The sequence below is a fragment of the Lactobacillus sp. ESL0681 genome (genome assembly GCF_029392835.1).
Lineage (GTDB): Bacteria > Bacillota > Bacilli > Lactobacillales > Lactobacillaceae > Lactobacillus.
This window is the reverse complement of record NZ_CP113943.1, coordinates 631,979-652,884: the sequence shown is the minus strand read 5'-3', so window position 1 is coordinate 652,884 and position 20,906 is coordinate 631,979. Positions and strand designations below refer to the sequence as shown.

The 20,906-nt window shown below is 39.5% G+C and carries 15 protein-coding genes; 10 read left to right on the top strand and 5 right to left on the bottom strand.

The genetic code is table 11. From position 1 onward, the window contains the following. The first annotated feature begins 143 nt into the window (after positions 1-143). Positions 144-3,770: an SLAP domain-containing protein gene (locus tag OZX59_RS03025; RefSeq protein ID WP_277126668.1), complete on the top strand. Its 3,627-nt coding sequence runs from the start codon at positions 144-146 to the stop codon at positions 3,768-3,770. Between the two features lie 123 nt (positions 3,771-3,893). Here OZX59_RS03025 and pyrE read toward each other — a convergent pair whose 3' ends face one another. Continuing rightward, complete coding sequence (pyrE, locus tag OZX59_RS03020) at positions 3,894-4,529, bottom strand: orotate phosphoribosyltransferase (RefSeq protein ID WP_277126667.1); 636 nt, start codon at positions 4,527-4,529, stop codon at positions 3,894-3,896. Position 4,530: 1 nt separating this feature from the next. After that, the gene (gene pyrF, locus OZX59_RS03015) at positions 4,531-5,238 is read right to left on the bottom strand and encodes an orotidine-5'-phosphate decarboxylase (protein ID WP_277126666.1); all 708 of its coding nucleotides are present in this window, start codon (positions 5,236-5,238) and stop codon (positions 4,531-4,533) included. Positions 5,239-5,482: 244 nt separating this feature from the next. Here pyrF and OZX59_RS03010 point away from each other — a divergent pair, with 244 nt between their 5' ends. The 7 genes from OZX59_RS03010 to carB all read left to right on the top strand — a co-directional run bounded on the left by OZX59_RS03010 (position 5,483) and on the right by carB (position 14,736). Then, on the top strand, positions 5,483-6,334 hold the full coding sequence (locus tag OZX59_RS03010; protein ID WP_277126665.1) for a MetQ/NlpA family ABC transporter substrate-binding protein: 852 nt from the start codon (positions 5,483-5,485) through the stop codon (positions 6,332-6,334). Positions 6,335-6,429: 95 nt separating this feature from the next. Continuing rightward, positions 6,430-7,353: a dihydroorotate dehydrogenase gene (locus tag OZX59_RS03005; RefSeq protein ID WP_277126664.1), complete on the top strand. Its 924-nt coding sequence runs from the start codon at positions 6,430-6,432 to the stop codon at positions 7,351-7,353. Between the two features lie 188 nt (positions 7,354-7,541). After that, positions 7,542-8,084: a bifunctional pyr operon transcriptional regulator/uracil phosphoribosyltransferase PyrR gene (pyrR, locus tag OZX59_RS03000; RefSeq protein ID WP_277126663.1), complete on the top strand. Its 543-nt coding sequence runs from the start codon at positions 7,542-7,544 to the stop codon at positions 8,082-8,084. Positions 8,085-8,249: 165 nt separating this feature from the next. Continuing rightward, a complete protein-coding gene (locus OZX59_RS02995) occupies positions 8,250-9,203 on the top strand; it encodes an aspartate carbamoyltransferase catalytic subunit (protein ID WP_277126662.1) in 954 nt (317 codons plus the stop codon). A gap of 1 nt (position 9,204) precedes the next feature. Further along, positions 9,205-10,479, top strand: a complete 1,275-nt coding sequence (locus tag OZX59_RS02990; RefSeq protein ID WP_277126661.1) for a dihydroorotase — start codon at positions 9,205-9,207, stop codon at positions 10,477-10,479. Between the two features lie 2 nt (positions 10,480-10,481). Continuing rightward, the gene (locus tag OZX59_RS02985; RefSeq protein WP_277126660.1) at positions 10,482-11,564 is read left to right on the top strand and encodes a carbamoyl phosphate synthase small subunit; all 1,083 of its coding nucleotides are present in this window, start codon (positions 10,482-10,484) and stop codon (positions 11,562-11,564) included. Then, on the top strand, positions 11,557-14,736 hold the full coding sequence (carB, locus tag OZX59_RS02980; RefSeq protein ID WP_277126659.1) for a carbamoyl-phosphate synthase large subunit: 3,180 nt from the start codon (positions 11,557-11,559) through the stop codon (positions 14,734-14,736). Before OZX59_RS02985 ends, carB begins: the two co-directional genes overlap by 8 nt. Before the next feature lie 58 nt (positions 14,737-14,794). Here carB and OZX59_RS02975 read toward each other — a convergent pair whose 3' ends face one another. From OZX59_RS02975 to OZX59_RS02965, 3 genes are all read right to left on the bottom strand, one after another. Beyond that, complete coding sequence (locus tag OZX59_RS02975) at positions 14,795-15,409, bottom strand: endonuclease III (RefSeq protein ID WP_277126658.1); 615 nt, start codon at positions 15,407-15,409, stop codon at positions 14,795-14,797. A gap of 139 nt (positions 15,410-15,548) precedes the next feature. Continuing rightward, positions 15,549-17,942: a Xaa-Pro dipeptidyl-peptidase gene (locus OZX59_RS02970; RefSeq protein ID WP_277126657.1), complete on the bottom strand. Its 2,394-nt coding sequence runs from the start codon at positions 17,940-17,942 to the stop codon at positions 15,549-15,551. Positions 17,943-18,018: 76 nt separating this feature from the next. After that, a complete protein-coding gene (locus OZX59_RS02965; protein ID WP_277126656.1) occupies positions 18,019-18,375 on the bottom strand; it encodes an arsenate reductase family protein in 357 nt (118 codons plus the stop codon). Positions 18,376-18,544: 169 nt separating this feature from the next. On the opposite strand from OZX59_RS02965, the gene OZX59_RS02960 reads away from it, so the two are divergent. Continuing rightward, entirely contained in the window at positions 18,545-19,507 is a 963-nt protein-coding gene (locus OZX59_RS02960; protein WP_277126655.1) for a D-2-hydroxyacid dehydrogenase, read from the top strand. 99 nt (positions 19,508-19,606) lie between these two features. After that, positions 19,607-20,794 (top strand): amidohydrolase family protein, encoded by a 1,188-nt coding sequence (locus OZX59_RS02955; RefSeq protein ID WP_277126654.1) that lies wholly within the window; start codon positions 19,607-19,609, stop codon positions 20,792-20,794. The last annotated feature ends 112 nt before the right edge of the window (positions 20,795-20,906 follow it).

The window sequence follows — 20,906 nt, the reverse complement described above, 5'->3', positions numbered from 1 at the left end:
CACACACACGAAAAGAACGTTTGAAAATTTCAAACGTTCTTTTTATATGCACTTGTAAAACTGTAATCCATTTGTTATGATTCTGTTTACTTTACGTTATTTTTTATTTAAACGGTTTAATTTTTTATGGAAGGGATATAGCCATGATTAGAAAAAATAAAAGCCGAAAACAACCGCTTTCAGTTACAAAAAAGAAACAAAGCTTTGCCATTCGGAAGTTGACAATTGGCGCGGCTTCTGTGTGTTTGGGAAGTTATTTTATTACTACACAAATTACCGCAACGCAAGTTAAGGCAGATACTGTGTCTGAGACGCAGCAAGTTACTGATTCTAAGTCTAAACAGCCTAATTTAGCAACTTTTCAAGGTTTAAGTGAGTTTGTCAAAGCAGATACTGATAACAATTCTAAGTCAACTACTAGAGCTAACGAGCATCAAGAGCATCCAGAGATTACACAGGAACAACAGCCGGTGGAATCAAGTCAAGACATCAATTCATCACCTAATGCTCAAAGTTCAAAGACTGTCGTTACTTCTAATACTGTATCAAATAAGCCAGCATTACTAACACAAGTTCAAAGTGCATTTACTGATGTAGAAGAAGTAGTAACTGCTTCAGATTATGCAGATAGGATTGATCTTAAGACTCAAGAGAAAGTTGCGGATTGGTATAACTTTGCTGCAGACAATCTGCGTGGCGTGCTTAATGATCCTGATCAATACACTGAAACAGATATTCAAAAGTTATTAGAGCAAGATGGCGATATTCGAGAGTATGCTAAATGGCTTAAAGCAGAATATAATGCCCCTTCGCAGCTAGCAGTAGATAATTGGTCAGATTTTTTATTAGGTATTGCAGCTCCTAGAGTGAAGACTATCGATTTATTGTGCGATCTTTATTCGCCAACAGAATTAGCTTCAGATACAGAAGTCAGAATTACCTTTTTAAATGATAAGGTAGTTAATGGTCATGGGCATAGCTTGATAATGCAGCAATGTTATTACTTTAGCAACGATTACCTAGTACCAGATGTGACAGTAACTTTTGAGCAAATGAGAGTTGTTAACGCGATTAATGACTTGGCAGCCAGGGAATATGCAATATTTAACTTTGATGCTGATGGTTATAATAGTGAAAGCGGTAAAGCCATCTACCCAACTCTTAAGCTAGATCAGGTAACTTTACAAGGTGACTTTAACGTTAATTCAGTTGGCATGCTTGCATTAAATAGTGTTAAGATTGATCATTCGTTGAATCGTCTTAAAGGACAGAGACAACTAATAATTACGGGTGACAATTATTTCGATTATTTCTTTGATTATAATAAACAGGATATTTGGTCATTAGAGAATAATCCATTAATCTCTGGTGGTGAAGAAGGTGTGAGCATTGCTAAACAGTTCTATTGTATGCTTTTGGCAGAAGATGCACGGCTTACTGCGACTTTTAATGCCATTAATATGCCTGAAGATTTGGATTATCGGCAAGGATTTGATTTTATTGGTGGCGGATTTATTGTCGGTAAAAATGCGCAACTGACACTTTCCGGTGATTACATTGCCAAACTACTACCTAGATACGATCAGGGAGTGTTTGTAGTCGGAGACAGTGCCAAGGTTGATATCCAGGCTGGTGAGCATTGTGGGAATGTCTTAGCGACTTCACCAATTGAAGCTCGGCAAGATTCAACTTTTGTAGCGGAACTTAATTCGATTCATTGTGATGAATATCCTGACAGTCCAACTCTTTGGTCATTACACCCTATGAATCCCAAGCTTTTCAAGATTACTAGCAAGTCAACAATTACTTTTGCATCATCAGACGGCTTATATATTCATGGCGAAAAAATAGCATTGTCTGGCGATCATCAACACAATTGGTTAATTAGTAAGCCGCGTGCAGCCACTAACCCTGATGGAACATTAGTTGATGAAGCAATGGATGATCGAATTAATGCAACAACTAGCTTGGCTTTTAATCAAACTGATTTTTCTGAGCTGAGTGCTAGTCAACAAGCTGATTATCTTAACGGTTTTGGTAATCCAATGGTACTTAACCAAGATCCGCTAGCAGAAATCAAACAGTTTTTACCAGCAAGTGATATTGCGATCCAGGGTAAAGCTTATACAAAAGATGGTCAGGTCGATCTTAATGGTGGTTATTTGCCATTTGGCAATGCAGAGTCATTATCATGGGGTGAAACGGATGCTAATGGTAATCACTTGCCAGGATTTAGTGAGTGGCAGAATCCGGATCATAAAATTTATAACTTGCGTCTGGGAATGGATTATCAACAGATTCTAGAGCAGACTGATGCAGGTAATTACGATGTGCAGGCTGCTGCAGAAGTAGCGGCGGATGCCAAAAATATTAATTTAAGTCAGGTTATTTGGCAAATTAAAGATAAAAAATCCACTAAAAATGTTTCCTTAACAGAGCTTATGAATACTAAAGATAGCTTTAGTCCAGATCAAAACGTGGTAGTCAGCATTAATTTTCTACCTGGAAAGTCAATGAATGCAGCTGGAGAAGTTGAAGATCATGGTCTAGTTGGTGAAAATGGGCAATTACTTAAATCCGCTCAAATGAATCCAACTGACTTAGGAAATGCAGTGATTAAGGTAGTCTATGGAGATGGCAGCTTTGATTTAGTGCCAATTCTAATTAAACAAGCTGCAAGTAATCAGCCTAGCGATACCAGTCAGTCTGGTGCTAACATTACCGACAGTGTAGATAATGGTAACGTCCCTAATCAGGTAGGTGAAGCAAGTACTCCAGTTGCGGGTAATGACCATGAGACAAGTACTCCAACTGAGACAGGTAATGTTGATAATAGTAAACCAGGAAATATTGATCAGGTTAATCCAGATCAAGGAAATATATCGACTGGCTCAGAAAATAATCAAATTTCAATAGTTGATGAAAATCATACTACTGAAATTGAGAATCAGCCTCAAGATAACCTTAATCTTGATCAAAATCCAAGTGCTAGTGCTGGAGAAGTTGAAGCAAGTACTCGCAAGCAATTGCATCACAATGCCTATTTGTATAACAAGCAAGGAAAGCGTGTTACTAATTTAGTACTTAAATCGGGTTCTTGGGTGACGGTTTATGGAGTAGCCGTTATTAATCAGCGCAAATTTTACCGACTAGAACAAGATTTATATTTGGCAGCTGGTAATATTGATGCCCAAGTACGCAAGTTAAATCATAACGCTTATGTCTATGATCAAACTGGTGCTAGAGTTACATCAGAATGTAAGCTTAAAGGTTCTGAACTTAAGACGTATGGAGATCCAGTCAAGATTAAAGGACAGGATTATTTAATTATTGGTGATAATCGTTTGGTTAAAAGCAGCAATATTGCTAATGCACCAATTGCGCCAGAACGAGCAAAAGTTACTGGTTTAGTGCTTAATGGAGAACTAAAGCATAATGCTTATGTTTATGATGCACAGGGCAAGAGAACTAATCAGGTGATTTTGGCGATTGGTTCACAAATGTATGCGGCAATTGAAGAGACAATTAATGGTCGTAAATACTATGATTTTGGCAATAATCAACGATTATTAGCAGCTAATATTGATGGTAAACCGAGAAGTTTGACTCATAATGCCTATATCTATAATAGATATGGTCAGCGAATCGGTAAAAAGGTTCTTAAAAAGCAACAAAGGATTCAAACCTATGGTTCCCCAATCAAGATTAAGCAGCAAAGTTATTATGCAATTGGCGATAATCAATATCTTAGATGTAGCAATTTTAAATAAATAATAAAAAAGATCAAACATTTTATTTTGAAGTGTTTGGTCTTTTCATTTGCAAATATTTGCTTTGTTGAAAAAATTAGCAATTACGGAAAATAACTTGATCTCAGTAAAATAGCAAATGCTCTATTTGAACTGTTTCCCCCATAGCCAAGGGTCTTCATGCCAAGTTTTTAGAGTGTCATATTCAGCTGCAGTAATTTGCTTTTGATCTTTTTCTTCTTGCAATAATTCTGGATAAGATAGTAATGGATTAAAACTAACGTTAGCTTTTGCGAAATTTTCACGTGCATCAGGTAAATAATAAGTAAAAATTGATGAAACTCCGATGACTTGGCCACCTTCTTTTTGGGTGGCCTTGACGGCATCTAAAACGGAACCACCAGTAGTAATTAGATCATCAATTAATACGATTTGGTCAGTTGGGCTAAAACGCCCTTCAATTTGTCGACCTTTGCCGTGGTCTTTAGGTTTTGGGCGAACATAAATCATCGGTAAACCAAGCTTAGCAGCTACTAAGGCTGCATGCGGGATGCCGGCTGTAGCTACGCCGCCAATGATACTCACATCAGGATAGTTAGTTTTAATTAGATCTGCTAAATCGCTAGCAATCCAAGCACGTAAGTCCGGATATGAGATGGTCAAGCGTAAATCGGTATAAATTGGTGACAGCATACCACTAGCATAAGTAAATGGCTTGGCAGGTGAAATAGTAATGATTTTTTCTTGAATTAATCTTTTTATAATTTGTGTCTGGTGCATCTTAATTGAACTCCTGTTTAATAGTTTGGTAAACATTTTGTGGATCGGCTGCTTGAGTGATAGGGCGCCCCACGACAATCGCACTTGCCCCAAGTTTACACGCTTTTTGGGGGGTAGTAACTCGCTTTTGATCATCTTGCGGATTTGACTTTAACCTAATACCAGGTGTAACACACAAAAATTCGCTACCAAGTTGCTGTCTGATAGCTGCTGTTTCTAGTGGTGAACAGATAACGCCGTCAGCACCAGCTTTTTTAGCCATTTTAGCTAGACTAATTACCTGTTCTTGCATGGGCAGCACGCAGTTTTGCTCGTTTTTCAAAATTGCTGGCGAAATCGACGTTAATTCAGTAACTGCTAAGAGTTTAGGCAGAGGTTTTCCGGCAGGACTGCCAGCTGCTAGACCGGAGCGGGCTGCCGCAATCATTTCACTGCCGCCTAATGCATGGACAGTTGTGCAGTAGATGCCTAGTTGTGCTAGTTGTTTGGCAGCATGATAGACGGTATTAGGAATATCATGTAATTTTAAATCTAGGAAGATTTGATAGCCTTGCTGAGATAACTCTGTTACTAAATTAGCGCCAACATGGTAAAACAATTCCATCCCAATCTTAAGGTAAGTTTGTTTAGGTGAGCCTAGCTTAGCTAATAAATCAGTAACTGCCTGTTTATTTGGTAAATCTAAGGCTACAAAAACTGCTTTTTCCATCAAAACCTCCATACAAAAAGTCTATTCTGGCACAGAGCGCGTCAAAATAGACTTTTTATATATTATAAGATAGTCAAAATCAACTTGCGGTCTCTCTGTACCGATTAAAGTTTACAATTGTTATGCTACCATCATTGCTTAGCAAAGACAACTATTTTCAAAAAAATTTTGTAAATTAACTTTGCTTTTTAACTTATTGCTATAATTAGATTGATAGTTAAGCTGTGGAAGGAGTTTAAAAATTTTGGCTAGAAAAAGAAGAAAACATTTATTAATTGGGATAATTGCTTGCTTATGTTTATTAGTTTCCGGATGGTTTAGTTTCGGTCCTGGATTTGCTAACAACAATTCACGTGAAGTCACAATTGGCATAGTTGGTCAAAGTAAGGCTGAAGCAGCTATTTGGCACAAAGTTGATCAAAAGGCACAGCGGGATTATGGAATAAAAGTAAAAACTAAGGTTTTTACTGACTATAATCAACCTAATAAGGCTTTGAAAAACGGCGATATCGATTTGAATGCGATTCAGACCACAACTTTTATGCATACTTGGTCTAAAGCAAATCATACTAAGATTGTTTCACTGGGGCAGACTTATATTGCACCAATTAGACTTTACTCAAAAAAGTATCATAAATTAAATCAATTACCTCAAGGAGCAACAATTGCAATTCCGAGCGATGCAGCTACAGAATCTCGGGCACTCTATGTTTTAAAAAACGCTGGGTTAATCAAGTTAAGGCCATCTCATAAATTGAAAACGATAGCTGATATTATACAGAATCGACAAAATTTAAAAATTAAAGAAGTTAGTGATGAGCAATGTGCTCGCATTATCGATTCTGTTTCTGCAGTGATTGTTAATAATGATTTTGCAATCCCTGCAGGCCTAGGACCAAAAGAAACGATTTATACTGAGCCTATAAATCATGATTCAGCAGGTGCAATTAATAATATTTGCGCCCGTGCCGATCAAAAGGATAATTCGGATTATGCCAAAGTAGTTAAATGCTATCAAACAGCTGAAACTAAGCGCTTGTATCGCAAATACTATGGTGATATGCAACAAGCCGTTTGGGATGTAAAGCTAAACTAAGTAATTCCAAGTTTTAACTTGGCAAAATTAAAAAAACGTGTAAAATTAACTGCAAAATAATGGTAATGTCTGTGAGCATTAATTTTGGAGGAAAAATGACTAAAATAAGTGTAAGTTTACCAGGACTTAATTTAAAAAATCCAGTTATGCCAGCAAGTGGCACTTTTGGTTTTGGCGATGTTGCTGCCGCTAAAAAATTTGACTTGAATGAATTAGGAGCAGTAGTGCTTAAGACGGCTACACTAAAATCGCGTCTAGGCAATCCGCAGCCGCAAGTTGCTGTTTTGGGCACTGGTGGGGTATTAAATTCAGTTGGGCTAACTAATCCGGGAGCAAAAGTGGTTGCTCAAGAAAAGCTCCCAGCTTTGCGTGAACAATATCCTGATTTACCGATTATTGCTAGTGTAGGTGGCGGTGATAAAGCAGAATATGTCGCTGTCGCGCAAATACTGGCAAGTAGTCAGCCTAACGCTCTAGAAATCAATTTTTCTTGTCCCAATGTAGCACGTGGCGGAATGACAATTGGGGTGCAGCCAGAATTAGTTGAATCAATTACGGCAGCTATTAAGCAAAGTGTTGATTTACCAGTTTATGTTAAGTTAACTCCTAATGTGACAGATATTACGATAATTGCACAAGCAGCTGCAGCTGGCGGTGCCGATGGTTTATCGTTAATTAATACGGTAATGGGGCTAGAGATCAATCTTAAATCGCGTAAACCAGTCCTTGGCAATAATGTTGGCGGTCTCTCAGGCAGTGGCATTAAGCCACTAGCTCTCTATCAAGTGCAACGTGTTCGCAAAGTGACGGATTTACCGATTATTGGCATGGGCGGCATTACTACTGCTCAAGATGTGGCAGAATTTATGCTGGCTGGAGCTAACGCGGTGGCTGTTGGCAGTGCTCATTTCAATGATCCACTAGCTTGCGTTCATATTATTCAGAAGCTGCCGCAAGTTCTGTCGGATTTGGGAGTTAGCGATATTAATGATTTAGTTGGACAAGTTAGTTTTAATTAGTTAAGACTAACAGTTTCAGTTGACAATTTAGCTGTTTGCACGTATATTGAATGAAATGTCCTTTAAAATAGTCCTGTGAGGCTAGTAAGGTGAACAAGTATGATACTTTTCCCCTACAAAACACTTAGTCTCAAGTTGGCTGGGTGTTTTTTCATGGACGTAAAAGATAATTTAGGAGAAAAGTTAAGATGGCAAAAGAAATTTGGGATGCGTTAGCGATGAAGCGGGCGTTAACTAGAATTACCTATGAAATTATTGAACGCAATAAAGGAACTGAAAACTTGGTATTAGTCGGGATTAAGACTCGCGGTGTTTATTTAGCGCAACGTATTCATGACAGAATTCAGCAGCTAGAGGGTATTGATGTACCACTAGGCCAACTTGATATTACGCTTTACCGTGATGATCGCCATGATGCTTCTTTAAAGCAAGACCCAATTGTTAATTCGGAAGCGGTTGGTGTTGATATTGCTGATCAGCATGTAGTCTTAGTTGATGATGTTATTTATACCGGACGTACGGTTCGTGCAGCCATGGATGCGCTCATGGATTTAGGACGCCCAAGTTCAATTGCTGTGGCTGCTTTGGTAGATCGGGGACATCGCGAACTGCCAATTAGAGCAGATTTTGTTGGTAAAAATATTCCTACCTCAATGAGTGAACAAGTAGCGGTTAAGGTGACGGAAATTGATAATCAGGATAGTGTTGAACTAAAGACACTACCAAAATAAAAAAGATACAGTTAAATTCAACCATTTAATTGGCTCCAGTGAGGGTCAGAAGGGTTTGAGTTCTTTTGTAATATGCTGAGTATTGCATGGTTAAGAACCCTTTTGTTAAATCTGGAGCAGGTTAGATGCTTCAGATTTATTTTTTTACAAAAAAAGGATTCACTTATGAAAAATAAAAATATAGTTGCTTTATCGCATTTTGTTAGTGTAGAAGACTTAAGTACAGCTGAGGTGCAGACATTAATTGATCGCGCAGAATATTTTAAAGCCGGTGGCGCTTCTCCTAAATTAACTGAGCCAGTTTATGTTACCAATATGTTTTTTGAAAATTCTAGTAGAACACATACTAGTTTTGAAATGGCTGAAACTAAACTTGGGTTGACTACTATTCCATTTGATCCAGCCCATAGTTCAGTTAAAAAAGGTGAGACTTTGTATGATACTGCCTTGACTATGGCAGCTTTAGGAATTGATTTGGCAGTTATTCGGCATCCTGAAAATGAATATTATGAAAAATTGATTCATCCAGATGCTACTGAACATCTTAATTTAGGCATTATTAATGGTGGCGACGGCAGTGGCCAGCATCCGTCACAATGTCTGCTAGATATGATGACGATTCATGAACATTTCGGTCATTTTGCAGGGTTGAAAGTAGCGATTGTTGGTGATATCACTAATTCGCGAGTTGCCAAAAGTAATATGGAGTTATTGACTAAACTAGGTGCGCAAGTTTATTTTTCAGGTCCAGAGTATTGGTATGATCAGGAATTTGACCAATACGGTCAGTACTGCGCAATTGATGATTTAGTTGATAAGGTCGACGTTATGATGTTGTTGCGAGTACAACACGAACGTCACGCTGACGATCCCAACGAAGCTGAGTTTGATAAGGCAAAATATCATGAACAATATGGGATTAATGTTAAGCGCTATGCTGCACTTAAAGACAATGCCATTATCATGCACCCTGGTCCAATTAATCGTGGTGTGGAATTAGCTAGTGAATTAGTCGAAGCTCCTAAGAGCATGTTCGTACGTCAAATGGAAAATGGTGTTTTCATGCGGATGGCGATGATTGAAGCAGTTATGCGTGGACGCGGGTTGGGAGGTTTGTAAAATGACGATGGTCATCAAAAACGGGCAACTTTACTTGGCAAGGCACATTGTTAACGGTGATTTATTATTAGAAAATGGCAAGATTGCGGCAATTGGTAAAGACCTTACGGCTGAACAAGTAATCGACGCAACTGACAAGCTAGTAACTCCTGGATTAATTGATCTGCATGTTCACTACCGCGATCCTGGTCAAACCGAAAAAGAAAATGTGCGAACCGGTTCGCTGGCAGCAGCTCATGGCGGTTTTACAACTGTGGGTGCAATGCCGAATGTAGTGCCAGTTCCTAATACTCCAGAATTACTTCAGCAAATGGTAGCCAATAATCACCAAAATGGCTTAGTGCATATTTTACAGTATGGACCGATTACCGTTGACGAAACAGGTAACCAATTACCAGACTATGCAGGTTTAAAGATGTCAGGTGCTTTTGCCTTAAGTAACGATGGTAAGGGGGTCCAAAATGCTCAAACCATGTATTTGGCTATGCAACAAGCGCGCGAGCAAAACTTAATTATCGCTCAGCATGCGCAAGATGATGCGCTATTCAATCTGGGGGTAATCAATGCTGGGTCTAAAGCACAAGAATTTTCAATGCGACCAATTAGTGAGCTCGCTGAGACTACCCAGATTGCCCGTGATTTGCTATTAGCGCAAAAAACTAGCGTACACTATCATGTTTGTCATGTTTCCACTAAAACTAGTGTGGAATTGATTCGGCAAGCTAAGCAAAGTGGAATTAACGTAACTTGTGAGGTAACGCCACACCATTTATTGCTAAACGAGACAGACATAAAGCGGGATGACGGCAACTATAAGATGAATCCGCCATTGCGCTCTCAAGCAGATCAAGCTGCTTTAATTGCTGGTCTAAAAGATGGCACTATTGATTTGATTGCGACTGATCACGCTCCACATACCGTTCAAGATAAAGCAGGCGGGTTTCAGCAAGCTGCCTTTGGCATTACTGGTAGCGAAGCAGCCTTTAGTCAGTTGTACACGCATTTAGTTAAACCAGGGATTTTATCCTTGTCCCAGTTGCTCGACTTATTCACGAATAAGCCTGCGCAGGCGTTTAATTTACCACATGCAGGCAGGATCGAAATAGGTGAACCAGCTGATTTGGCAATTTTTGATTTAAAGCATAGTTCAAAGTTAAGGGCAGAGGATTATCAGTCTAAGGGTCACAACACTCCATTTACTGGTGATGAGGTCTATGGAGAAACTGCTCTGACACTAGTTGATGGCAAAATCGTTTATCAGAGAAAGGAAGACTAGAGATGCGTTACTTAATTTTAGAAGATGGCAGTATCTATGCTGGTGAAGGTTTTGGTAGTCAAAGGCAAACTAATGGCGAGGTAGTTTTTACTACGGGGATGACCGGTTATCAAGAAGCGATTACTGATCAATCCTATGCTGGACAAATTTTGGTATTTACGAATCCATTAATCGGTAATTATGGTATTACGCTAGCCGATTATGAGTCACTTGAGCCGGGAATTGCAGGTGTTATCTGTCATCAGGTCGCGCGCCAGCCTGATAATTGGCGAATGCAAACTAGTTTGCCAGAGTTTTTAACTAGTTTGGATATTCCTGGTATCCAAGGCATCGATACTAGAGCGTTGGTCAAAAAGCTCCGGGTTCATGGCACTATGCGGGGACAAATTGCTGATTCAAGCGCGCAGGCAGCTGCAATTGCCGAAAAACTGACGACTAGTGATCCAGTCCAAAAAATTGTTGAGCAGGTTTCCACTACCAAGGCATATCCTGTTCCTGGTTCAAAGCGCAATATCGTTGTGGTCGATTTTGGTTTGAAGAATAGTATCTTGCGTGAGCTTGCACAACGTGATTGTAACTGTATCGTTGTGCCTTATACTACTTCTGCTGCCAAAATCTTAGCATTGCATCCTGATGGGGTCTTGCTGTCAAATGGCCCGGGCGATCCGCAGGAAATGTTGTCGGCTTGTGAAATGGTTCGTGAAGTTGAAAAAAAGATACCGCTAATGGGAATTTGTATGGGACATCAGGTTTTTGCTTTAGCCAATGGTGCACAGACTTATAAAATGAAATTTGGGCATCGTGGTTTTAATCATCCAGTAAGAGAAATTGCTACGAAGAATATTGGTTTTACTTCGCAAAATCATGGTTATGCAGTACAAGCAGATTCAATTGATCCTAGTCGGCTGCGTGTGACACATGTTGAAGTTAATGATGGTACGATTGAAGGCTTGCAACATAAGCAATACCCAGCTTTCTCCGTGCAGTTTCACCCAGATAGTACTCCGGGACCGCATGATGAAGTTGGACTGTTTGATTATTTTATGCAAATGATTGACCAAGAAAGGAATCAGACTAATGCCTAAAAGAACAGATATTCACAAAATTATGGTGATTGGCTCTGGACCAATTATTATTGGTCAAGCAGCCGAATTTGATTATTCGGGAACTCAAGCGTGCTTAGCATTGCGGGAAGAGGGGTATGAAGTTGTCTTAGTTAATTCTAATCCCGCAACCATTATGACAGATCGTGAGATTGCTGATAAAGTCTATCTAGAACCATTGACGGTTGATGCCGTTTCGCGAATTATTCATCAAGAATATCCAGATGCTATTTTACCAACTTTAGGGGGACAAGTTGGACTTAATATGGCATTATCCTTAGCTGAAACTGGTATTTTGGACGAATTAAATATTGAACTTTTAGGAACCAAACTAGCTTCGATTGAGCAAGCTGAAGACCGGGAAAAATTCAAGCAACTTTGCCAATCCTTGGGCGAACCAGTCCCTGCATCTAAAAGTGTCAAGACGGTTACTGATGCTTTAGATTTTGGTGAAGAAATTGGCTATCCGATTATTGTACGGCCAGCCTTTACCATGGGTGGTACCGGCGGCGGTATCTGCAATAATCGTGATGAATTAACCCAAATAGTTAAGAATGGATTAGAACTTTCACCAGTAACCGAATGTTTAATTGAACGTTCGATTGCAGGTTATAAAGAGATTGAATTTGAAGTAATGCGTGATAGTAGCGATAACGCCATGATTGTCTGTTGTATGGAAAACTTTGATCCAGTGGGGATTCATACAGGTGACTCAATTGTGTTTTCGCCATCACAAACCTTGTCGGATAAGGAATATCAAAGGTTACGTGATTGCTCATTGCGGCTAATCCGAGCTTTAAAAATCGAAGGTGGTTGCAATGTCCAACTAGCATTAGATCCTAATAGTTTTAATTATGATGTGATTGAAGTTAATCCGCGGGTATCACGTTCGTCAGCGTTAGCCTCAAAAGCTACGGGTTATCCAATTGCCAAAATGGCAGCTAAAATTGCCGTTGGTCTTACTTTAGATGAAATTAAAAATCCGGTTACTGGAACAACCTTTGCGGAGTTTGAACCAGCTCTAGATTACGTAGTCTGCAAAATTCCGCGCTGGCCGTTTGACAAGTTTACTCAGGCCGATCGGCAACTTAGTACGCAGATGAAGGCGACCGGAGAAGTCATGGCAATTGGTCGCAGCGCTGAAGAAGCCTTGCAAAAGGCGGTGCGTTCGCTTGAAATTGACGAAAAGGATTTATACTCGCCTACTGCTCATCAAGCAAGTGATGAAGCATTAACTAAAAAGTTAGTTAAGGTTGAAGACGATCGACTATTTTATTTGGCAGAAGCGTTTCGCCGTGGCTATTCACTGGCTGAATTACATGAATTAACCAAAATTAATTTTTATTTTCTAGATATTGTGCAGCATCTGGTTCAATTAGAACAGGAAATTGCTAGTCATCCACAGGATGTAGCTACTTTAACGACTGCCAAAAGGTATGGCTTTAGTGACCAGACAATTGCAAATTTATGGCGTGAAAAGCCTGATCAAGTACGGCAACTGCGCTATGATAATAAATTGTTGCCAGTTTATAAAATGGTGGATACCTGCGCGGCTGAATTTGCTTCACAGACACCGTATTTTTATTCGACTTATGATTTTGAAAATGAAAGTCACAAGTCGGACAAAAAATCAGTGCTTGTGGTTGGTTCTGGACCAATTAGAATCGGTCAAGGGGTTGAATTTGACTATGCTACGGTTCACTGTGTCAAAGCCTTGCAAAGCCTAGGCTACGAAGCAATTGTTATTAATTCTAATCCGGAAACGGTTTCAACAGATTTTTCGATTTCTGATAAATTATATTTTGAACCACTAACGCTTGAAGATGTCTTGAATGTCTGCGATCTTGAACAACCAGTGGGAGTAATTATTCAATTCGGTGGGCAAACCGCAATTAATTTAGCAGCTGGACTTGAGCAGCATGGTGTTAAAATTCTGGGTACTAGTTTGCAAGATCTTGACCGAGCCGAAGATCGAGAACTGTTTGACAAGGCAGTTAAAGACTTAAACTTAAAGCAGCCACAAGGTATTACTGCTACAACACATGCCCAAGTACTGCAGGCAGCAGAGCAATTAGGCTATCCAGTTTTGGTACGGCCGAGCTATGTTTTAGGTGGCAAGGCAATGGAAATTGTCTATAACCAGACAGAACTTGAGGACTATTTGAATCAACATGCTGATATTGCTAGCAGCCATCCGATTTTGGTAGACGATTATCTTGATGGTCGTGAATGTGATGTAGATGCGATTTGTGACGGAGAGCGCGTTTTAATTCCGGGGATCATGGAACATATTGAGCACGCAGGAGTGCATTCGGGTGATTCGATGGCGGTTTATCCAGCGCAAACTTTTACTCCTGAAATTAAGCAAAAGATTGCACAGATAACTAAGCAGTTAGCCTTAAAACTTAATTGCCGCGGCATCATGAATTTGCAGCTAATTGAGCGAGACGGTGAAATCTATATTATCGAGGTTAATCCGCGAGCCAGTCGCACCGTACCATTTTTAAGTAAAATTACTGATATTGAAATGGCACAGGTGGCAACACGGGTAATTATGGGACAAAGTTTGGCACATCAGGGTTATGCCGATGGACTGGCTACTGAACCAAAAATGATTAGTGTGAAAGCACCAGTCTTTTCCTTTAGCAAGTTAGCCGATGTGGATAGCTATCTAGGACCCGAGATGAAGTCAACAGGCGAAGTTATGGGGAGTGATATTAGTTTTCCAAAGGCTTTGTATAAGGCCTTTGCTGGTGCTAACATGGTGATTCCAGATAACGGTAATGTGCTGTTAACCATTGAGGATCGTGATAAGGAAGCGATTTTGCCAATTGCCCAAAAATTCGCGCAAATTGGGTATCGGTTGTTTGCGACAAAGGGAACGGCGGCTTTTCTAGAAAATAACGGCTTGCAGGTTAGTGTGGTAAATAAGTTAAGTGAAAATGATCAACACAATATTGCGACATCGTTAAAGAATGGGCAGTTTGATTTGGTAATTAATACCATGGGTCATGATGTCGCTAAAAGTTCGGATGGCTTCATCATTCGTCAAGTGGCAATCCAGCAAAATGTACCACTAATTACTAGTTTGGATACGGCTCAAGCATTACTTACAGCACTGGAAAATCGCTCGTTTTCAACTACTAGTTTATAAACTATCTTGTAAAATCAAAAAAGCTCAGATGTGGTTGGTACTTCTGAGCTTTTTAGCTTTACGACTTTTCTTTTTGGATAGTTAAATAGTCAATTATATGTTCATCGATTAAGGCATGAAATTCTTGAAAGTCGCTAGTTGCTAACTCTGTTAGCTGGGCTTCCATTTCTGTCTTTACTTGCAAATATTTTAATTTTTTACTGTCCCTGTTTTCAAAGAAACTAATCATCTTTTTAGAGTAAGCGTCTGCTATAAATACTGGTCTTTGGAAGATATAGAGCAAAATCACATCAGCAGTTTCGTTGCCAATTCCCTTAATTTCTAACAGCTCATTGCGTAAGTCACGAGTAGGAATAGTAGTTGAGACTACCTTAGAATTGACATTGAACCTATTAAAATATTGTAAGGCTGCATGAATTGTTTCTGATTTAGCATGGTAAAATCCACTGGGAATAATTAATTCTTTAATTTCTGCGCTATCTAGCTTAGCTAAAAGCTGAGGTTCGAAATTGGTTGCTGATCGCAGATTTTGTAATGACTTTTCGGCATTTAGCCAGTTGGTATTTTGAACAAGAATAGCTCCAATTAATGTTTCCAGTACAGAATCTGAGGGCCACCAGTTTTGCGGACCATAGATGTTAAGCATGTCATGATAGACATCAAGATAGTTCATAGAGCTTCCTTAAAAAATTTATAAAATTAGTTTTATTTAAATGTAATCGATTTCTAGCCTTAACGTCAAGCTATTTTTGATAAAATGACTAACTAAAAAGCAGCTATGCACAAACTAGCTGCTTTTTGGGTGAATTAATTTACTTTTGGCTAAATGAAATCTCTGTATTAGCCAAGTCGATAGTATAGTCTTCTGCTGCAAGTGGACGTTTGGTCATGCCCTGATCCGTGGAATAGATGATGAGGCAGAGCTTAGCGCCAACTGGCAGAGTGTAATAGGTTGGTTGCAGTTTAAAGCTTAAAGCGTAAAATTTTCCAGCTTCAATCGTACTTGGCTTTTGCAGATCAGCATAATTTTGCAAATTGATATGTGCCTTAGTGATTAACTTAGCTGGGGTTGCTTTAGTCGGTACAAATTCTTGCAATGTATCGGTGCCAAAACGGTAGGCTAGTTCTTGACCGCCAGACATCAAAGCCTTAGGTGTAGCAGTTAAACGTTGACGCTCACCGAGTTCTACCAAAGCAACTGAAAGTTGACCGGTTGTTTTGCTGGCAGAAACACGTAACTTAACTTCAGGCCTGCCAACAAGCGTAACGGGATGGATAAATTCATCACTAACAAAGCGTAAGCTAGCTTTAGCCCATTTTGGTTCACCCGCTATAAATTGATTTTGCCATTCTGATTCAGATATTTTGGCAGCTTTAAATTCGCTACCTCCAAGGTCAGTGAACGTAAGTTGCTGCTTGCCGTTGCCATCTTTTTGCAATGTTCCGTCATCAGTGGGGTAATAGGTTACAGGTTGACCAATTTCATCGCTCCAATCATTTTCAGCGTGCCATTGATCAGCTTGCAGATTGTCTTGCACTAGCACGGTTGACCACTGCTCATCTGCATGATTATCAACTTCCAGCAATTCATGAACGAGCCAGAGATTCATTAAATCAGTAAAATCGATTGAAACCAAGTTATTCATATTATAATGCGGTCCTTGATGTAAGAAAAGGTGATGCTCAATTGGTAATTGCTTGACCTTTTGCCACACTTTGTAAACATTCTTTGGTTTGACATTCCAATCATTCAAACCATGGACACTAATCCAAGAACACTTGATTTGATCGGTGTGGTGACGGTAGTTGCGAGCTTCCCAAAAATCTGAATATTGTCCGGTTATTCGATCTTCTTTAGTCAAAAGCGTCTTTTGCATTTCATCATAGCGTGGCTTAATTTTAAGGTAGTCGCCTGCATCCCAAAGGTTAGATTGGCAGGTTTCGGCTAACAAGTCTAGGTCTTCTCCTTGACAGGCTTCGGGAGCAATAACTAAGCCATGCTCACGATAGTAATCATACCAAGAAGAGATTGCAGCTTCAGAAATAACGGTTTTCAGACCTGCAACACCAGTGGTTGCGACAGCAATCTGCAAGGTTCCTAGGTATGAACGACCAGTCATGCCAATGTTACCATTACACCAACTGGCTTTAGTTTCGTATTTTTTAGTGCGGTCAGTATAGGCAATTCGGTCGCCATGAAGCCATTCGATAATTTCTTTGGCACTTTCAGTTTCTTCAGGTGAACCGGTAATGCGTAGGCCATCACTGCCCTTAGTGCCAATACCGCCAGCAAATACACTAGCAAAGCCACGTGCCAGCATGTATTCGTTTAACGGATAAGAAGATTTACCGGTTGCCTGCTCAGTAGTTGGATAATTTTCATCTCCCGTTGGCTTGGCAGCCACGTGATTAGCAGCTTCGTATTGTGGGTTAGTCCAGGTGTTGGCGTCGCTTAAATTTTCATCAACGTTATGATTACGTTGTTCGTTGTTAATGATTCCGCCAAAATATGGACTGGCTGTGTATAACGCAGGCACAGACATCCTGTTACTTTCGACAGGACGGAAAATGGTGGTTTGTAGTAGGTCGGGTTGCCCGTCATCATCGGTGTCGAGGTCACTTTCAACGTAGACCACTTCCCGAATAACTTTGTTAGTATCAAAAATTGGCAGGCTTTTACCATTAAATAAGATAAATTTGTTTTTAGGCCAAGTTCCCAATTGCCGATAGAAGTATCCTTTACCCGCCATGACATCAATTAATAACTGACCATTTTTGGCACGGGTATTTAATAAGCGGTAAAAAGCCGTAATTAATTCGGATTGACTAGTAATTTTAGTAACAATTGGTAAAGCCTGCTTATTCGTAAAGCGTATTGGATCGGCTAAATCGTAGTCGTAATCAACATGGTAGCCTAATAGTTGCAAAGCAACATTGTAAAATTGCTTGAGACTGATACTTTCAGGATTACTGGTGATGAATTCGGCTAATGACTGCTTGGAACTAACGGCAAATTCTTGCAGTTTTGCTAATCGCGCAGAATCGGCGGTTGGGTTGACTTCAGCTAAGGTATTAGCTACTAATTCTGCTAATAATTGTCCAAAGGATAAATTTTGGTAATTTTTAGGTAAAAAATTAATCGCTTGTAATTCTTGTAGTTGGGTTTGGTAGTCAGTTTCGACATAGGCATATTGATTATACTTCATAATTCGCTCCTTTTTTATTTCCTATTGTACTAGTTATTTGAGCAAGAGAAAACGGGCCTTAGCCCGTTTTAGTGTTTTATAGCCAAGTTTCTGTGTAAACTTGCTCGTTAAAGCCGCAGGTAAGTTTATTACTACCAACAACTAATGGTCGTTTGATAAGTTTGCCATTTTTCGACATTAAATCAGCTGCTTCATCAATCGACATCTCGGAAATTTTGTCTTTTAATTGCATTTTGCGATAATCCATGCCGTGGGTATTGAAGAAATATCGTAAACCGCGGTCCTGATATTGCTTCATCCAACTAATTAACTCCTCTTTTTGAGGTGGCTGCTCGACTAAATCTTGAAATTCAAATTGGACACCGTGATCTTCTAGCCATTTTTGTGCGCTCCTGGAAGTAGAGCAACGTTTGTAACCGTAAAATTTAATCATTTTTCTGCCTTCTTTTTAAATTAATAGTTTAATTATAACAAAACCTGTTAGCAGTCTAAAACTTTAACGCTGTTGGTTGGGCTGACTAGTAAATTTGCTTGGAAGTAAGCTATACTAAGGTAAAATGAGTGATTAACAAGCTAATCTTGAAATGTGAGGAAGAGTAAACATGAAAATTGTAAATTTGGATAGCTATGCGCTAAATCCTGGCGATTTAGATTGGTCAGAATTAGAAAAAATTGGTAATTGCACTTTTTATGATCGAACACCGGTAGACGATGATCAAGAAATCTTGCGTAGAATAGGCAACGCTGAGATTGTGTTAACTAATAAAACGCCACTTGATGAAGCGGTGATTACGGCAGCTCCGCGTCTAAACTATATTGGCGTAACTGCTACTGGTTATAACGTGATTGATCTTAATGCCGCTAAAAAGGCTGGAGTAACAGTAACCAATGTGCCAACTTATGGTACTGAGGCAGTTGCTCAAGCAACTTTTGCGCTATTACTAGAAATAACCAATCAGGTAGGTTTGCATAACCAATTGGTGCATGATGGCAAGTGGTCCAGTAATCCTGACTTTACCTTTTGGGCTAAACCATTGATGGAACTTCAAGGGAAAACTCTAGGCTTAATTGGTTTTGGGGCAATTGCTCAAAAGGTGGCTGACATAGGTCACGCATTTGGGATGAAAGTAATCTTTTATAATCATCGACCAAAAATTGTGCCAGCAGCATGGGTGGAGCAGGTAAGTCTAGCGCAATTATATGCGCAATCCGATGTTATTAGTCTGCATGTACCACAAACTACGCAGACAACTAATCTGATTGATGCAGCTGCAATTAAACAAATGAAAGCGGATGTAATCATTATTAATACTGCTCGTGGCGGATTAATTAATGAAGCCGATTTGGCGACAGACCTAAATAATGGTCAAGTTGCAGCTGCAGCTGTTGATGTTGCTCAAACAGAACCAATTCCTGCTGAAAGTCCGCTGCTTTCAGCCAAAAATTGTTATTTAACACCGCATATTGCTTGGGCACCACAGGAAACACGAGAACGTTTACTGGCGATAGTCGTGGACAATTTAACTGCCTTTTTAAAGCATGAAAGATTAAACGTCATTGAGTAATTAGCGATGCTTGCTAGTTCAGTATTTTGGATTGCTATTGTTATCATTGAAAAAACGGCATAAAATGTGGTTATTAGATATGGATTAAAGGAACACGCGATGAAAACCAAAACTATTTATCAGAATTGTAATTTATTTGATGGTGAAACGAATCAACTTAAGCAGAATGCTTGGTTAGAAGTCGACGATGAAACGGTTAAGATTACTGCGCTTGGTACGGGGAAAGCGCCGCAAGCGGATAATTGGGTAAATCTTCAAGATAAATATGTAATGCCGGGGCTAATCAATTGTCACACTCACATGGTGATGGATCCAACTGATTCTCGGGGCGTAACAGATTTCAATGTGATTGAAACAACTATTAATGCGGTAGAGAATTTGCATACAATGCTAAAGTCTGGCGTTACCTACGTGCGTGAATGTGGCTCAACTTTTGACATTGATTTAACGATTGCTAGGATGATTGCTGAAGGAAAAATTACTAAGGTACCAGAGGTACTGCCTTCGGGACGGCCATATTCAATGAGCGGTGGTCATGGAGATATTCCCAACTTCGGTTATATTGTTGATTCTCCTGACGAAATGCGCAAGTCTGTGCGTCAAGGATTAGCACGTGGTGTCAAGGCTGTGAAAGTCATGGCTGCTGGTGGAATTATGACTGAAAAAGATTCGATGGATGATCCACAATTAAGTGTTGACGAGATTCGTGTGGCTGTCCAAGAGGCTCATCACAAGGGACTAATTGTTGCAGCTCATGCAGAGGGAATTGCTGGAATTATGAATGCGCTAGAAGCAGGTGTTGATTCAATTGAACATGGCTACTATGTTAATGATGCAGCCATAGATTTGATGCTGAAAAATGGCACTTATTTAACGCCGACAATTATTGCTGCTTGGGCTTTTCCTGAATATGCGCAAGATATTGCTCCTGCCTGGGAGATGAATAAGGCAAAAACGGCTTTGGCTGATCTGCAAGTAAACATTGCCCATGCTCATGAACGTGGTGTTAAAATTTCACTTGGTACTGATGCTGGTACAACTTTTAATGGCTTTGACAAGACACCAGTTGAACTCCAGCTTTTAGTTGATACTGGTTTTAGTAACTTTGAAGCTCTGCAAACTAGTGTTAATGCTGCTAAATTAATGAAAATTTCTGATGAATATGGTACCTTAGCTGCTGGCAAATATGCTGATTTCTTAGTATTAGATAAAAATCCTTTAACCGATATTAAGGCAGTGACACAAGCTAATAAGGCAGTTTATAAGAAGGGCAAAAGGGAGTATTAATTTGAATTAAATATAGGAATACTGCAATCTTACAATATCCATAAATTCCACTATTTTTATCTTAAAAATAGGTTATAATAAGACTAAAAAATTAATTTATGTAGAAAGATGG

Coding starts and splice junctions, on each gene's coding strand:
- OZX59_RS03025 (WP_277126668.1), top strand. CDS start 144: ATGATTAGAAAAAATAAAAGCCGAAAACAACCGCTTTCAGTTACAAAA.
- pyrE (WP_277126667.1), bottom strand. CDS start 4,529: ATGCACCAGACACAAATTATAAAAAGATTAATTCAAGAAAAAATCATT.
- pyrF (WP_277126666.1), bottom strand. CDS start 5,238: ATGGAAAAAGCAGTTTTTGTAGCCTTAGATTTACCAAATAAACAGGCA.
- OZX59_RS03005 (WP_277126664.1), top strand. CDS start 6,430: ATGACTAAAATAAGTGTAAGTTTACCAGGACTTAATTTAAAAAATCCA.
- pyrR (WP_277126663.1), top strand. CDS start 7,542: ATGGCAAAAGAAATTTGGGATGCGTTAGCGATGAAGCGGGCGTTAACT.
- OZX59_RS02995 (WP_277126662.1), top strand. CDS start 8,250: ATGAAAAATAAAAATATAGTTGCTTTATCGCATTTTGTTAGTGTAGAA.
- OZX59_RS02990 (WP_277126661.1), top strand. CDS start 9,205: ATGACGATGGTCATCAAAAACGGGCAACTTTACTTGGCAAGGCACATT.
- OZX59_RS02985 (WP_277126660.1), top strand. CDS start 10,482: ATGCGTTACTTAATTTTAGAAGATGGCAGTATCTATGCTGGTGAAGGT.
- carB (WP_277126659.1), top strand. CDS start 11,557: ATGCCTAAAAGAACAGATATTCACAAAATTATGGTGATTGGCTCTGGA.
- OZX59_RS02975 (WP_277126658.1), bottom strand. CDS start 15,409: ATGAACTATCTTGATGTCTATCATGACATGCTTAACATCTATGGTCCG.
- OZX59_RS02970 (WP_277126657.1), bottom strand. CDS start 17,942: ATGAAGTATAATCAATATGCCTATGTCGAAACTGACTACCAAACCCAA.
- OZX59_RS02965 (WP_277126656.1), bottom strand. CDS start 18,375: ATGATTAAATTTTACGGTTACAAACGTTGCTCTACTTCCAGGAGCGCA.
- OZX59_RS02960 (WP_277126655.1), top strand. CDS start 18,545: ATGAAAATTGTAAATTTGGATAGCTATGCGCTAAATCCTGGCGATTTA.
- OZX59_RS02955 (WP_277126654.1), top strand. CDS start 19,607: ATGAAAACCAAAACTATTTATCAGAATTGTAATTTATTTGATGGTGAA.